Origin of the sequence: Streptomyces sp. NBC_01235 (assembly GCF_035989285.1) — a bacterium.
Lineage (GTDB): Bacteria > Actinomycetota > Actinomycetes > Streptomycetales > Streptomycetaceae > Streptomyces.
Genome location: NZ_CP108513.1, coordinates 2383957 through 2398503, shown reverse-complemented (window position 1 = coordinate 2398503; position 14547 = coordinate 2383957). Strand labels below are relative to the sequence as shown.

Annotated in this window: 15 protein-coding genes; 5 read left to right on the top strand and 10 right to left on the bottom strand. The window is 70.9% G+C overall.

Going from position 1 to position 14547, the window contains the following annotated elements:
* Nucleotides 1-20: 20 nt before the first annotated feature.
* The 5 genes from OG289_RS10230 to OG289_RS10210 all read right to left on the bottom strand — a co-directional run bounded on the left by OG289_RS10230 (nucleotide 21) and on the right by OG289_RS10210 (nucleotide 3813).
* Nucleotides 21-440, bottom strand: coding sequence for a TOBE domain-containing protein (locus tag OG289_RS10230; RefSeq protein WP_327313707.1), 420 nt, complete (start codon nucleotides 438-440; stop codon nucleotides 21-23).
* Nucleotides 441-468: 28 nt separating this feature from the next.
* Entirely contained in the window at nucleotides 469-1569 is a 1101-nt protein-coding gene (locus OG289_RS10225) for an ABC transporter ATP-binding protein (protein WP_327320630.1), read from the bottom strand.
* A gap of 8 nt (nucleotides 1570-1577) precedes the next feature.
* On the bottom strand, nucleotides 1578-2426 hold the full coding sequence (gene modB, locus OG289_RS10220; RefSeq protein ID WP_327313706.1) for a molybdate ABC transporter permease subunit: 849 nt from the start codon (nucleotides 2424-2426) through the stop codon (nucleotides 1578-1580).
* A complete protein-coding gene (gene modA / locus OG289_RS10215; protein WP_327313705.1) occupies nucleotides 2423-3253 on the bottom strand; it encodes a molybdate ABC transporter substrate-binding protein in 831 nt (276 codons plus the stop codon). Before modA ends, modB begins: the two co-directional genes overlap by 4 nt.
* A 164-nt stretch (nucleotides 3254-3417) precedes the next feature.
* Nucleotides 3418-3813, bottom strand: coding sequence for a TOBE domain-containing protein (locus tag OG289_RS10210; protein WP_327313704.1), 396 nt, complete (start codon nucleotides 3811-3813; stop codon nucleotides 3418-3420).
* A gap of 110 nt (nucleotides 3814-3923) precedes the next feature.
* Between OG289_RS10210 and OG289_RS10205 the strand changes: the two genes are divergently transcribed.
* A complete protein-coding gene (locus tag OG289_RS10205) occupies nucleotides 3924-4493 on the top strand; it encodes a DUF1707 SHOCT-like domain-containing protein (protein ID WP_327313703.1) in 570 nt (189 codons plus the stop codon).
* Between the two features lie 8 nt (nucleotides 4494-4501).
* Here the strand turns inward: OG289_RS10205 and OG289_RS10200 are convergent, their stop codons facing one another.
* On the bottom strand, nucleotides 4502-5050 hold the full coding sequence (locus OG289_RS10200) for a hypothetical protein (RefSeq protein ID WP_327313702.1): 549 nt from the start codon (nucleotides 5048-5050) through the stop codon (nucleotides 4502-4504).
* A gap of 105 nt (nucleotides 5051-5155) precedes the next feature.
* Entirely contained in the window at nucleotides 5156-7111 is a 1956-nt protein-coding gene (locus OG289_RS10195) for an amino acid transporter (protein WP_327313701.1), read from the bottom strand.
* Between the two features lie 397 nt (nucleotides 7112-7508).
* Here OG289_RS10195 and OG289_RS10190 point away from each other — a divergent pair, with 397 nt between their 5' ends.
* From OG289_RS10190 to OG289_RS10175, 4 genes are all read left to right on the top strand, one after another.
* On the top strand, nucleotides 7509-8801 hold the full coding sequence (locus OG289_RS10190; RefSeq protein WP_327313700.1) for an extracellular solute-binding protein: 1293 nt from the start codon (nucleotides 7509-7511) through the stop codon (nucleotides 8799-8801).
* Between the two features lie 6 nt (nucleotides 8802-8807).
* Nucleotides 8808-9806, top strand: coding sequence for a carbohydrate ABC transporter permease (locus OG289_RS10185; protein ID WP_327313698.1), 999 nt, complete (start codon nucleotides 8808-8810; stop codon nucleotides 9804-9806).
* Between the two features lie 92 nt (nucleotides 9807-9898).
* Entirely contained in the window at nucleotides 9899-10663 is a 765-nt protein-coding gene (locus tag OG289_RS10180) for a carbohydrate ABC transporter permease (RefSeq protein WP_327320629.1), read from the top strand.
* 55 nt (nucleotides 10664-10718) lie between these two features.
* Nucleotides 10719-11792 carry an endo-1,4-beta-xylanase gene (locus OG289_RS10175; RefSeq protein ID WP_327313697.1) on the top strand — a complete coding sequence of 358 codons (1074 nt, stop codon included), beginning with the start codon at nucleotides 10719-10721 and terminating at the stop codon, nucleotides 11790-11792.
* Here OG289_RS10175 and OG289_RS10170 read toward each other — a convergent pair.
* The 3 genes from OG289_RS10170 to OG289_RS10160 form a co-directional block, all read right to left on the bottom strand.
* Nucleotides 11785-12825 carry a LacI family DNA-binding transcriptional regulator gene (locus OG289_RS10170; RefSeq protein WP_327313696.1) on the bottom strand — a complete coding sequence of 347 codons (1041 nt, stop codon included), beginning with the start codon at nucleotides 12823-12825 and terminating at the stop codon, nucleotides 11785-11787. The two genes, OG289_RS10175 and OG289_RS10170, sit on opposite strands and share 8 nt — an antisense overlap.
* A 227-nt stretch (nucleotides 12826-13052) precedes the next feature.
* Nucleotides 13053-13241 carry a DUF5999 family protein gene (locus OG289_RS10165; RefSeq protein WP_327313695.1) on the bottom strand — a complete coding sequence of 63 codons (189 nt, stop codon included), beginning with the start codon at nucleotides 13239-13241 and terminating at the stop codon, nucleotides 13053-13055.
* Between the two features lie 598 nt (nucleotides 13242-13839).
* Entirely contained in the window at nucleotides 13840-14430 is a 591-nt protein-coding gene (locus tag OG289_RS10160; protein WP_327313694.1) for a hypothetical protein, read from the bottom strand.
* Nucleotides 14431-14547: the final 117 nt, after the last annotated feature.

Below are 14547 nucleotides of genomic sequence, written 5' to 3'. Positions count from 1 at the left end.
TGCGCCGTGGCCCATGCGTTCTACATGGTCGCCAGGGACACCTCGGTCGCCTTGATCAGCGCGACGACGTCGGAGCCCACGAAGAGGCCGAGGTCGGCGGCCGCGTCCTTGGTGATCACCGAGGTGAGTTCGCCGCCTTCCAGGGAGATCTTCGCCGAGGCCATGACCCCGCCGACGGTGAGGCTGGTGAGTGCGCCCGGGAGCTGGTTGCGGATCGAGAGGCCATCGACCCGGCCGGTGGCCAGGGAGACCTCCGTCGACTTCACCAGGGCGCGGACGGCGCGGCCCTCGGTGAGAGCGAGTTCGTCCACGGCCTCGAGAGTGATGGCCGCCGTGAGGTCCTGGCCGCCGGCCAGGCGGATCAGGACGGTGGCCATGACCTCGCCGGAGTGGACGGCGGTGACGGTGCCGGGGAGCTGATTGCGGATGCTCAGGGTCATGGGCACCAACGGTAGGGCTCGGAGGCGTTTATGCCGGGTATGCATGGGTCTGCGTCGCCTTGACCGTGGCCCAGACCGTCGCGCCCGGGTGCAGGTCGAGTTCGGCGGCGGCGACGGTGGTGAGGTCGGCGGCCAGGGGGAGTTCGCCGGTGAGGTCGGCGCGGATCTGGTCGCCGTGGGTCTCCAGACCGGCGACCTCGCAGCGCCAGAGGTTGCGGGCGCTGGCACCCGTGGGGCGGTCGCGGTGGAGGGTGACCGCGCTCGGCGGGAAGGCGACGAAGGCGGGGCCGGACAGGATCTCCGTGGTGGTGATCGTCGGGCCGGTGTCCAGGCGGACGATGTGGCCGTCGGCGCGGCCTCGGTAGAGGTTCAGGCCGACCAGTTGGGCGATGTACTCCGTGCGCGGGTGGCGGGCGATGTCGGCCGGGGAGCCTTCCTGGACGACCTCGCCGGCCTCGACGACGACCAGCCGGTCGGCCAGCACCATGGCGTCCAGTGGGTCGTGTGTGACCAGGACGGCGACGGCCTCGAACTCGGCGAGGTGGCGGCGGAGTTGGGCGCGCACCTCCAGGCGGGTGCGGGCGTCCAGCGCGGCGAGGGGCTCGTCGAGGAGGAGCAGCCGGGGGTGGGTGGCCAGCGCGCGGGCCAAGGCGACGCGCTGGGCCTGGCCGCCGGAGAGGCGGCGCGGCTTGGCGTCGGCTTGGGCGGCGAGACCCAGGCGCTTCAGCCACTCGGCGGCTTGAGCCCTGGCCTCCGCCTTGGTCGCGCCCCGACAGCGCGGGCCGAAGGCCACGTTGTCGAGGGCGGTCAGGTGCGGGAAGAGCAGGTAGTCCTGGAAGACGACGCCGACGGGGCGGGACTCGGGCGGCGTCCGCTCCAGCGCCGCCCCGTCCAGCCGGAGACGGCCGCCGGTGAGCGGGGTCAGGCCGGCGAGGGCGCGCAGGGCGGTGGTCTTGCCGGCGCCGTTCGGGCCGAGCAGGGCGACGACGTCGCCGGGCGCGGCGGTCAGGGTCACGTCGAGGCGGAAAGCTCCGAGCTCGACGACGAGGCGGGCGTCGAGACCCTGGTGGGCCGGGCCCTCGGAGCCGGGGGTGTCGGCGCTGTCGCTCACGTGGGCATCGTCGCGCATGGCGCTGCTCATGAGGCCGTCATCCAGCGGTCCCGGAGGCCCGCCAGTACGGCGATCGACACGGCCAGCAGGACCAGGCTGAGGGCGATGGCGGCCTCCGGGTCGCTCTGCAGGGCCAGGTACACGGCCAGCGGCATGGTCTGGGTACGGCCCGGGAAGTTGCCCGCGAAGGTGATCGTCGCACCGAACTCGCCGAGCGCCCGGGCCCAGGCCAGGACCGCTCCGGCCACGATGCCCGGCGCGATCAGCGGAAGGGTGACCCGGCGGAACGCGGTGAAGCGGGAAGCGCCGAGCGTTGCGGCGGCCTCCTCGTAGCGCGGGTCGGCCGCCCGGAGCGTGCCCTCGACGCTGATGACGAGGAACGGCATCGCCACGAACGTCTCCGCGAGGACGACGCCGGTCGTGGTGAAGGGGAGCGTGATCCCGAACCAGGAGTCCAGCCACTGTCCGACGACGCCGTTGCGCCCCAGGGCGAGCAGCAGGGCGACACCGCCCACCACAGGCGGCAGGACCAACGGGAGCGTCACCAGGGCGCGGACCAGGCCACGGCCGGGGAAGTCCGTACGGGCGAGGAGCCAGGCCAGCGGAACCCCGATCACCAGGCTCACCGCGGTCGCCGCCGTGGCGCAGATCAGGGAGAGCCGGAGCGCCTGCCACACCTCGGCGCTGGTCAGTTGCTCGGGCAGGCTGTGCCAGGGGGCGCGGACGAGGAGGGCGACGAGTGGGAGGAGGAGGAAGGCCAGGCCGAGGAGGGCGGGGAGGAGCAGGGGGAGCGGGACGCCCGTGCGGACGCTGCGGGGGCGCGGGCCGCCTTCCGGGGCGCCGGCGGCGTGGTCGGTCTTCGTCGTAGGTGTCACGGCTTGAGGAATCCGGCCTCGGTCAGCACCTTCTGGCCCTGGGCGGACTGCACCAGGGCGATGAACGCCTTGGCGGCTTCGGCGTTCTCGGTGTCCTTGAGCTGGACGATCGGGTAGTCGTTGATGGCGTCGGCGGACTCGGGGAAGTCCACGCCCGCCACCTTGTCACCGGCCGCGTGCACGTCGGTCTTGTAGACGACCGCCGCGTCGGCCTCCTTCAGCTCGACCTTCGTCAGGGCGGCCTTGACGTCCTGTTCGTAGGAGACCGGGGTGAGCTTCAGCTTGCTCGCGTCCAGGGCCTTCTGGGCGGCGGCGCCGCAGGGCACGGTCTTGTCGCACAGGACGACCTTGACGCCGGACCTGGTGAGGTCCACGAGGGAGGCGATCCTGTCGGGGTTGCCCGGGAGGGTGGCGATCTCCAGCTGGTTGCGGACGAAGGTGGCGGGCGTGCCCGACGCGTCCCCCGCGTCGGTGACGATCTTCATCGTCTTGGGGCTTGCCGAGGCGAACACGTCCGCGGGAGCACCGCCGGTGACGCTCGCGGCGAGAGAGTCGCTGCCGCCGAAACTGAAGGCGACCTTCGTGCCCGGGTGCGCCTTCTCGAACTCCTTGCCCAGTGTCGTGAAGCTCTCCTTGAGGGAGGCGGCCGCGAAGACCGTCACCGTGCCGGAGAGATTCGGAGAGGACTTCGGGGAGGACGAGGCGTCCGACTTCGGGGAGGCGTCCGTGGAGTCGTCCGAGGAACAGGCGCTGAGGGCCAGCAGCGCGGCGACTCCCACGCCGGTCCTCCGGAGGGTGCGGGGGGTGCGGCGCGTGGAACAGGTCATCACGGTGTACTCCTCGGTCTCTGCGATCCCTCGAACGGCCCAGCGAGACGATGATGCCGCATATGCGAGGCATTAGTCTCCTGTTGCTTTGCATAGTCGCGAGTGATCGCCCTTGGAGGCATGCATGTGCGCCTGCATGAAGAAGGAGGCAGTCGCCCGGTGGTTCAGACGCGGTCGATGTGTACGTTTGTCGACTTCACGCGGGCCGTGGCCTCCATGCCGACCTCTAGTCCCAGTTCCTCGACGGCCTCGCGGGTGAGCAGGGAGACCAGGCGGTGCGGGCCGGCCTGGATCTCCACCTGGGCGGCGACATCGCCGAGCTTGATCGCGGTGACGATGCCGGGGAAGGCGTTGCGGGCCGAGGTGTACGGGGTGTCCTCGGCGGGGCCGTCCGCCCGGGCGAGTTCCACGGAGAAGGCAGCGAGGTCCCTGCCGTCGATGAGGCGTCGTCCGGCCTCGTCGCGATGGGTCGGCACCCGGCCGGCGTCCGCCCAGCGGCGCGCGGTGTCGGGGCTCACGCCGAGCAGCCGTGCCGCCTGGCCGATTGTGTAGCTCTGCATGCCGGTCACGATAGGGCCGGAAACGGGTGGTGGTGGACGTGGGGTCGAGCGTTGGGTATAACGCGATATGACGTCAGTTCGTGGAGGGGGCTGTGGACGGGGTGAGGGACATGTCGGCTGAGTTGCGGGCGTCGCACGAGGACCGGGACCGGGTCGTGGAGGCGTTGGGCGCGGCCGCGGGGGACGGTCGGCTGACCGCGGACGAGCTCGACGAGCGGGTGGAGGCGGCCCTGGTCGCGCGGACGCTGGGTGAGCTGGCCGTGCTCACGGCCGACCTGCCTGCGGAGGCGGGCGGGACCGAGGCGAAGGACGTCGTCCGGATCAAGCAGACGGGCGGTTCGGCCGAGCGCGGTGACGGATGGGTGGTGCCGCGGCGCCTGGAGATCGAGTCGTCCTTCGGGGACGTGACGCTCGACTTCACCCGGGCGGTGATCGGCCACGCCGCCCTCCGGATCGACCTGGACATGGGCGGCGGCACGCTGCGGCTGGTGACGCGGCCCGGGGTCGTGGTGGACACCGACTCGCTCGTCGTCGAATTCGCCAGGATCAAGAGCCGTCCCTCCGGTCCGCCGGACGCTCCCGTCGTGCTGCGGGTGGAGGTCGTCGGGCGGATGAGCTACGGGAAGGTCGTGGTGCGGCCACCGCGGCGGAGGCTGTTCGGGGGGAGCCAGGAGGGCTGAGGCGCCCTTCAGGGCAGGCCCGACGCCTTGAGGACCGCCCGCGCGATCGTGTCGTCTATCTCGTGGCCCAGGCGCTCCAGCACGTCGGCGCCTTCGCGCAGCGTGCCGCGTTCCAGGGAGCGGCGTACACCTGTGTCCAGTTCGTGCCAGAGCAGCGGGTCGCCGGTGAGCACACGGGGGTCCACCTCCAGCCGGTGTCCGTGGGTGTCGCACAGGACCAGGTGGGCGGAGGCCCCGGCGTACTGGCGTACGGCGACCAACGCGTCGGTGCGCACCCGGCGCCGACGTACCGGGCCGCTGACCGCCAGCCAGCCGCGGCCCGCGGCGACCCTCGGGGGGAGGAGCACGGCGAGGACGCCGGCGGAGAGGGTCAGCCACAGCAGGGCACGGGGGAGGGTGAGGGTCTCCGCGTCCCAGTCGACCAGGAACGTCAGAGCGCAGAAGCCGAGCCCGCAGCCCGTCGCGAGCCGGACGTCGGCGCGCCGGTGGCGGTCGACGGTCGGGTACGGCGGTCCGCCGCCGGGTCCTTGCCCCTGCCTCGGTTCCCGCGCTTGCATGACGCCGACGGTAGGCGGCCGGGTGGGATGCCGGGAGGGGTGCTGACGGTCTTCTGACGCTGCGCGGGCGGATTCTTACGCGTTTCTGACGGTGGCGGGCCCGGGTCAGCCGGTGTGGACGCGGGGGCGGCGGGCGCGGTCCGGTTCGGCCTCGCGCAGGACCTCGCGGGTGACCGGGGCGACCTCGCCCTGGCCGAACAGGAAGAAGCGCAGGAAGTTGGCGAAGGGGTTGCCCTCGGTCCACTCGAAGTAGATGTGCGGGAGGCAGCCGGTGGAGTCGCGGGTGTACAGGAGCAGCGCGGCCAGGGCGTTGGAGATGGAGGAGGACTCCAGGGTCAGGACGCGGTAGCGGTTGTGCAGGACCTCGCCGCGGACGGTCAGGCCCGACTCGAACTCGGAGGGGTCGATGACGGTGACCTCGACGAAGACGAAGTCCTCGCCGGGAATGTCGTTGTCGGCCCGGATCTGCTCGATCTTGTCGCGGTACTCGGCCTTGTCGCGCTGGTCGGGCTCGTTGGCGATGAACCGTATCTTGCGGCTGGCCATGTCCCGGATGAAACGTTCCGCCATGTCGTCCAGCGTCACGCTGGTCACGCGCAGCTCGAAGGCGCGGGCCAGCCGGGACAGGAGCGAGACGAGGATGATCCCCGCGATGAAGCAGGCGCCGATCTTCACACCGTCGGGGCGTTCGATGACGTTCACGACGGTGACGTAGAGCAGGACCGCGGAGACGACGGCGAAGCCGATGCTCCAGCCCCGCTGCTGGGCGCGGCGGGCGGCGATGGTCACGGCGATCGCGGCGGAGGACATCAGGACCAGGACGCCGGTGGCGTAGGCGCCACCCTGGGCGTCGACGTCGGCGTCGAAGATCCAGGTGACCAGGAAGGCGACCAGGGTGAAGACGATGACCATGGGGCGGACGGCGCGGGCCCAGTGCGGGGCCATTCCGTAGCGGGGCAGGTACCGGGGCATGAGGTTGAGCAGTCCGGCCATGGCGGAGGCGCCGGCGAACCAGAGGATCGCGATGGTCGAGACGTCGTAGACCGTGCCGAAGGCGTTGCCGAGGTATTCGTGTGCCAGGTAGGCGAGGGCGCGTCCGTTGGCCTTGCCGCCGGGCTCGAACTCCTTCTCCGGGATCAGCCAGGTGGTGATGAAGCTGGTGGAGATCAGGAAGACGCTCATGATGAGGGCGGCGGCCGTCAGGAGCTTCTTGGTGCCCCGGATGCGGCCCTTCGGGTTCTCCTCGGTGTCGTCCGGGTCGCCCTGGACGTGTGGCATGACCGCGACGCCGGTCTCGAAACCGGACAGACCCAGGGCCAGCTTGGGGAAGACCAGCAGGGAGACGCCGATCATGGCGAAGACGTTGCCGTGCTCGGCGGTCAGGGCGCCGGTCCAGTCGGTGATCACATGCCCTTCGGTCATCACGTGCCACAGGCCGACGGCCACCACGACCACGTTCAGACTCAGGTAGATCACCACCAGGGCGACCGCGACGCCGATGGCCTCCAGGAAGCCCTTGAGGAACACCGCGCCGAGCAGGGCGACGAGGATGAGGGTGATCACCATCTGCTTGTCGTGCAGGGTGTCGGTGAGGTGCGGGTTCTCGACCAGGTGGGTGGAGGCGTCCGCCGCCGACAGGGTGATGGTGATCAGGAAGTCGGTGGCGGCGAAGCCCAGCAGCGTCAGGACGAACAGTTTGCCCTTCCAGAACGACAGCAGTCGCTCCAGCATGGCGATCGAGCCCTCGCCGTGCGGGCTCTCCTCGGCCACCCGACGGTAGACGGGCAGGGCGCCCGCCAGGGTGACCATCACCAGCACGATGGTCGCCACGGGGGAGAGCAGGCCGGCCGCGAGCGCGGCGATGCCCGGCTGGTAGCCGAGGGTCGAGAAGTAGTCGACGCCGGTCAGGCACATCACGCGGTACCAGCGCTGCCCCTTGTGCTCGGGCTCCGCCTCGGCCTTCGGGGCCGCCTGCTGAGCGTGTCCCTTGCCCATGTCGGACAGGCCCGCCAGCATCCAGGAGCGCAGACGACTGGGGGGAGGGTGCTCGGTGGTGGCCATCGGCGTGCTCCTGATGTGCGGCTCAGCGTGTGGTTTCGGCCATCACGCGGACGGCGGAATCAGCGTAAGCGGAGAGTGACGCCCGGGCCCACGGATCATGGGCGGGACGGCGTCAAGCTTCCGTTAAGACTGGTCGCGGGGCTGACGCCCGATGTCGCGCACGGACGGGTTCGATTCCGGCCACTGCACTCGCACCGCGTCCCGCTTCGTAATGTTCGCCGAGGAATCCGAATGTTTCGGCGGCCATCGTGATCCCGTCGGGCCTCCATTCGTGAACATGCCCCTGGATTCCCTGTGTTCAAGGGGTTGCCACCCGTCGGAGGGTGTCTCTAGGGTGCGGCAGCAGCGAAGCTTTCTGGATCTGGTTCGAAACTTTCGATCTATCAAGGAGCGCATGATGGGCGACCCGGCACTCTCCCGCCGCGGCTTCCTGGCGGCCTCCGCCGCGGCCGGTCTGAGCATGACGGCTCTGAGCGCCTGCGGCGGCGACTCGGACGGGGGGTCGTCGGGGACGACCACGATCGAGTGGTGGAACATCTCCACCACCCAGCCGGCCAAGGATGTCTGGGCCGCTCTCGCCAAGCAGTTCGAGGCCCAGAACTCCAACGTGAAGATCAAGATCGTTCAGTTGGAGAACGACGCCTACAAGTCGAAGATGACGGCGCTGACCGCCTCCGGGAAGCTTCCCGACATCTTCCACACCTGGGGCGGCGGTGTCCTGAGGCAGCAGGTCGACGCCGGGCTCGTCGAGGACCTCACGGACCGGACGAAGGAGTGGGGGGACAACCTGCTGTCGGTCGCCCGCGAGCCCTACCTGCTGGACAAGAAGGTGTACGGCGTCCCGTTCGACATCGGGATGATCGGGTTCTGGTACAACAAGGCGCTCTTCAAGCAGGCCGGCGTCAGCGCGCCGCCCACCACCTGGAGCGGCTTCCTCGACGCCGTGCGCAAGCTGAAGGCGGCCGGGATCACGCCGCTCGCCCTGGCCGGCAAGGAGAAGTGGCCCGGCATGTACTACTGGGCGTATCTGGCGATGCGCACGGCCGGTGCCGACGCCCTGCAGAAGGCCGGGGACGACAAGGACTTCACCGGGGACGGGTTCGTCCAGGCCGGGCAGCACCTCCAGGACCTCGTCGACCTGAAGCCGTTCCAGAAGGGCTTCCTCGGCGCCGCCTACTCCAGCCCCACCGGCCAGGCCGCCGCCGTCGGCAACGGCAAGGCCGCGATGGAACTCATGGGCCAGTGGGCGCCGACCGTGGAGGCGGACGCGGGCAAGGGGCTCGGTGCGAACCTCGGCTTCTTCCCGTTCCCGGCGGTCGAGGGCGGCAAGGGCGTGATCACCGAGGTGTTCGGCGGAGGCGGCGGACACGCCCTGCGCAAGGGCGCCCCGCAGGCGGCCGTCGACTTCCTGAAGTTCTTCGCCTCCGCCGCCACGGACACCGCACTGGTCAAGAAGACCGGGGTGCTGCCCGTCGTACCGGCCGCCGACAGCGCCATCACCGACCCCAACATCAAAGCCGTACAAGCCCAGTTGAAGGCCGCCACCGGCTTCCAGCTCTACCTCGACCAGGCGTACGCGCCCGCCCTCGGCCAGGAGGTCAACGACAGCGTCGCCGCGCTCATCGCCGGCTCCAAGTCGCCCCAGCAGGTCACCGAGTCGATCACCAAGGTCGCGAAGGAAGAGCAGTAGCAGGCGATGACCTCCACCTTCCTCCCGGACAAGCGCAGCGGCCCGGACGTCGACCTCCCGCCCCCGGTCGCAGGCAGGGACCGGGGCCGGGCGCGGCGGCGGGCGCTGCACTGGCTCACCGCCGTCGGCTTCCAGGTGCCCGCGCTGGTGCTGTTCGGCACGCTCGTGCTGCTGCCGATGCTGTTCGCGCTGTACGCCTCGTTCTTCCGCTGGGGCGGCTTCGGCATGCCCGAGGACTACATCGGCGGCGACAACTTCACCCGGCTCTTGAAGGACCCGGTGTTCCTGGGCGACCTGTGGCGCTGCCTGCTCCTGGTCGGACTCTCGCTCGTCCTGCAACTGCCGTTCGCGCTCGCCCTCGCGGTCGCGCTCAACCAGCGGATCCGCGGCCGGGCCGTGTACCGGATGCTGTTCTTCGCACCGTACATCCTCTCCGAGGCGATCACCGGCGTCCTCTTCAGCATGATCTTCGCCCCGGACGACGGCCTCGCCGACCACGTCCTGGGCGCGATCGGGCTGGACGGGGTGGGCGGGCAGTGGTTCGCCGACCCCTCCACCGTCATGGCCACCCTCTTCCTGGTCATGACGTGGAAGTACTTCGGCTTCCACATGATGCTCTACCTGGCCGGACTCCAGTCCATCCCGGCCGAGTTGACCGAGGCGGCCCTGATCGACGGAGCCGGCCCCTGGCAGCGCTTCCGCAACATCACCCTGCCGCTGCTCGCGCCGACCCTGCGGATCAGCGTCTTCCTGTCGGTGATCGGCTCGATCCAGCTCTTCGACCTGGTGTGGGTCGTCACCGCGGGCGGTCCCGACCATCACTCCGAGACGATGGCCGTGACCATGTTCCAGTACGGCTTCAAGCGCTACCAGGTCGGCTACGCCAGCGCGATCAGCGTGGCGATCTTCGGTATCAGCCTCGTCTTCGCCCTCGCCTACCAGCGGTTCGTGCTCCGCCGCGACCTCCAGGGCGCCACCACGACCATGCGAGGAGGCGGCTCGTGAGCGTCGTCAAGACCGGCCGGAGCGACCGCCGGACCGGCCGGACCGCACGGACCCTTCCGCTTCACCTCGTCCTCGGGATCGTCGGCGCGGTGATGGCCGTACCGCTCGTCTACGCCGTGCTGTCCGGCTTCAAGTCCACCGACCAGCTCTCCCGCAACCCCATCGGGCTGCCCGACCCCTGGGTCACCTCCAACTACACGGACATCCTCGGCTCCGGGTCGTTCTGGCGGCTGGTCGGCAGCAGCACGCTCATCGCGGCCGGGACGACCGTGGTGGTCGTCGCGGTGTCCGCGCTCGCCGCGTTCTCCTTCGCCCGGTTCGCCTTCCGCGGGCGGGAGATGCTGTTCACCCTGTTCACGATGGGGCTGATGTTCCCCTTCGCGGTGGCGGCGCTGCCGCTGTTCCTGCTGCTGCGCTCGATGGGCCTGCTGGACAACCCGCTCGGCGTGATCCTGCCGCAGGCCGCCTTCGGGCTGCCGATGACCATCGTCGTCCTGCGCGGGTTCTTCCGGGAGATTCCGGCCGAGCTGGAGGAGGCGGCCACCCTCGACGGCTGCGGGCCGCTCGGCTTCTTCTGGCGGATCCTGCTGCCCATGGCCCGGCCCGCCCTCGGCACGGTCTCCGTTCTCGCCGTGGTCGGCAGCTGGAACAACTTCCTCCTGCCGCTGCTGGTCTTCAACGAGCCCACCTGGTGGACCATCCCGATCGGCGTCCAGCAGTTCCAGGGCCAGTACTCCGCGGAGTACGCGCGCGTCTTCGCCTATCTCGTCCTCGCCATGGTTCCCGCCCTGGCCTTCTACTCCGTCGCCGAGCGCCAGCTCGTCGGCGGTCTCGCCGCCGGCGCCACGAAGGGATGACGCGCGCCCGCGGACCCGTACGGCTCACACCCACCCCGACGTGAGGAGTCGCACCATGCCCAGCCCCGCCGTCCGCACCCGGCTCAGACTCGCCGGAACCCTCGCCGCCGTCCTCGTCGCCGCCGGGGTCGTCAGCGGACCGGCCGCCCAGGCGCACGAGGAACCGGCGCACGGAAAGCCGCGCACCACCCTCGCCGACCTCGCACAGCGCCACGGCCGCTACTTCGGCAGCGCCACCGACAACCCCGAACTCACCGACACCGCCTACACGAAGGTCCTGGGCAGCGAGTTCGACATGATCACACCCGGCAACGGCATGAAGTGGTACGCCACCGAGCCGCAGCAGGGTGTCTTCGACTGGACGGCCGGCGACGAGATCGTCGATCTCGCGCGCGCCCACCACCAGAAGGTCCGTGCCCACACCCTCGTCTGGCACAGCCAGTTGCCCGGCTGGCTGACGGCCAAGGAGTGGACGGCCGACGAGCTGCGCGCCGTCCTGAAGAAGCACATCCAGACCGAGGTGCGCCACTACCGGGGCAAGGTCTACTCCTGGGACGTCGTCAACGAGGCGTTCAACGAGGACGGCACCTACCGCGAGACGATCTTCTACAAGACGCTCGGCCCCGGCTACATCGCCGACGCGCTGCGATGGGCCCACCAGGCCGATCCGAAGGCGAAGCTGTACCTCAACGACTACAACATCGAGGCCGTCGGCCCGAAGAGCGATGCCTACCACAACCTGGCCAAGGAGCTGAAGGCGCAGGGCGTTCCGCTCGACGGCATCGGCCTGCAGGCCCATCTCGCCCTGCAGTACGGCTATCCGACGACCCTGGAGGACAACCTCCGCCGCTTCTCCCGGCTCGGCCTGGACACCGCGCTCACCGAGGTCGACGTCCGGATGCTGCTGCCCGCGACGGACGAGAAGCTGGCCCAACAGGCCGACTGGTACCGGGACATGACCGAGGCGTGCCTCGCGGTGCGGCGGTGCGTCGGCATCACCGTCTGGGACTACACCGACAAGTACTCGTGGATTCCGGCCTTCTTCCCCGGTCAGGGCGCGGCCCTGCCGTGGGACGAGGAGTTCGCGCCGAAGCCGGCCTACTACGCGATCCGCGAGGCGCTCAGCTAGAGCCGCGTGGCGGCGCGGTGCTCGACCGCACCACCAACTCCGTGCCCAGCTCCACCCGCGGCGAGTCGGGGCGCTCGCCGCGGGTCAGGCTCAGGACCGTGCGGACGGCGAGTTTGCCCATGTCGGCGAGGGGCTGGCGGACGGTGGTCAACGGCGGTGCCGACCAGCGGACCTCCGGAAGGTCGTCGAAACCGACCACGCTCATGTCCTCCGGCGCCCGCAGGCCGCGCCGGCGCAGCGCCTCGATCGCGCCGAGGGCCATCTGGTCGCTGGCCGCGAACACGGCGGTCGGCGGCTGCGGCAGATCGAGGAGGGCGGTGCAGCCGGTGAACCCCGACTCGGGGCGGAAGTCACCGGGGACGACGAGCGTGTCGTCGACGGAGAGGCCGGCCGCCTCCAGCGCGGCCCGGTAGCCGTCGAAGCGGGCCCGGGAGCACAGCAGCCGGGGCGGGCCGGCGATCAGGCCGATCCTGCGGTGGCCCAGCGACAGCAGGTGCTCGGTGGCGGCGAGGCCGCCCGACCAGTTGGCGGCGCCGATCGTCGGGGTGTCGGCGGCGGGTGAGCCCATCGGGTCGACGACGACGAGCGGGACGCCCAGGATGCGCAACTGCTCGTGCAGGGTGGGTTCCAGGGCCGAGGTGACGAGGATGACGCCGTCGGAGGCTCGGGAGCGCAGGTTGCGCATCCACTCGCGGGCGTCGCCCGAGCGGCCGTGGATCGCCGACACCACCGTGCCCACCCCGGCCGCGTGGGCGACCTCCTCGACACCGCGGATGATCTCCACCGCCCAGGGGCTGTCGAGGTCGTTGAAGACCAGGTCGAGGAGGGCGGCGCGGGCGGGGGAGGCGGCGGGGCGTTTGCGGTGGCCGTGCAGACGCAGCAGGTCCTCGACTCGGGCCCGGGTCTGCGGCGAGACGTCGGAGCGCCCGTTGACCACCCGGGACACGGTCGGCACCGAGACACCGGCCTGGCGGGCGATCTCCGTGATCGTGACCCTGCCCCGGGACGCCGGCGCCGTATCGTCCGCTGTCACTTCCCCCACCTCCGTCGCGTCGCTTCGGGCGCAGCGCCGAAACTTCCAGGAGTCTTCCGGAAAATGCGGGGCCGTGGGAAGACATACAGAGGGATGCACCGCGCGGAAACCGGGCGACTACGGGGAGTGAGCGACCCCGGACACGCGTCGGGGCCGGTTCGCAGTGCGTGTCTGCGGGCCGGCCCCTCATGTCTCCGGACGGCGGTCCCGCGCCGTCCGGGCAATGCTCAGGCGGCGGTCACGGCCCGGTGGGGGGCGATGACCTGGCCGTCCGGCAGGAGCTCACCGGTGTCCTCGAAGAGCAGGACGCCGTTGCACAGCAGGCTCCAGCCCTGTTCCGGGTGGTGCGCCACGAGGCGGGCGGACTCCCGGTCGGCTGAGGTCGCTGACGGGCACGGTGGCTGGTGCTGGCACATGGATGGGAACTTCCGCTCTGGCGTGATGAGTGAGATGGCTGTCGTGTCTGTCCCGCGGCTTGAAGCGTCGTTCATGGCCGCCCCCCGTTGTGATAAGTCGGTCGGAACCCAGTGTTGCCCTACGGAGGTCGTTCCGCAGGGATTTCGCGGCACCGCCTCTCACAGGTTGATGACGCATCACCCGCGCGGGCGGTTCATCTCGACCGCACCGTCACTTCGGGTGGTTCCTGGTGGTCGGATGGGACTAGTGCCGTGACAGGCGACGTTCGCCCCGTCGCGACGCCCGGCACGCTCCCTCACTGCCTCAAGGGCGTGGGAGGTGCCCCCATGCCCCCACTCGCCGCACCGGCCGAAGACCCACGTACGTCCAGCACGGGGGCCTTCGGCCGGCACTCCCCCAGCCTTCGGCCGGGGGGGGGACCCCAGAGCACGCACCGGACGCCGCTCCTTCACGGGCAAACGTTGCCTGCCACGGCACTGGTCCGGACGGGACGTGGCGGGTTCCCTGGGCGGTTCCGTGTCGCGGGACAGCACCGCACCCCGCCGCCGGGGCCGCGGCGACGGGGTACGGGGGTGTGGGCCCGGCCGGTCGTGTCGGTCAGGCCGGTGAGCCGAGCAGCGGGGGCGGCGCCGGTGCCACCCGGAGGGTCAGCACCGGGAGCAACTCGGCGACGTGGTGCGGACGGTGGGCGGCGATGCCGGGCGGCGCCGGGGCCAGCGGCACCAGCAGGTCGGTCGGGGCGGGATGGCCGGTGGTGCCGTCCGAGGCGCTGTCGCCGTGCAGCCAGAGCGTGAGCATGTAGAGCCCGGGCACCGACAGCAGGCGCGCCTGGTAGGGCTGGGTGGTGGACTCGGCCTGGCGCAGGGCGCGTTCGGTCGAGGCGATGTAGGGGCCCTCGAAGAAGTGCGAGAACGCCCAGCCGTCCGGGGTGAGCCGGGTCTCGGCCGCGGCCACGGCGCGGTCGCCGCAGCGGATCAGGAAGCGCCAGCCGGCCAGCCGGGTCGCGGCCACGCCTTCGGGGGTGATCCGCTCCAGGACGTGCAGAGGCAGCGGGAGCTCGGGGGTGGCCTCACCCTGAGCGGTGCGCAGGGAGGGCGTACGAGCCTCGCGGACCGCGGTGGGGGAACCGAGTGCCGTGAGGACGGAGCGAAGGGCGGGCGCGGGAGCCGGGGGGACATGCAAAGGCATGGTGGGTCGCCTCTCATTCGACAGGCACGGTGGCGCGAGGGCGTGGGCGGACGGCGCTGTCAGCTAGCTCTCGGAGGTCGGAGAGGCGGGGGCCGGGTCTGGGGTTGCCCGGGGTGC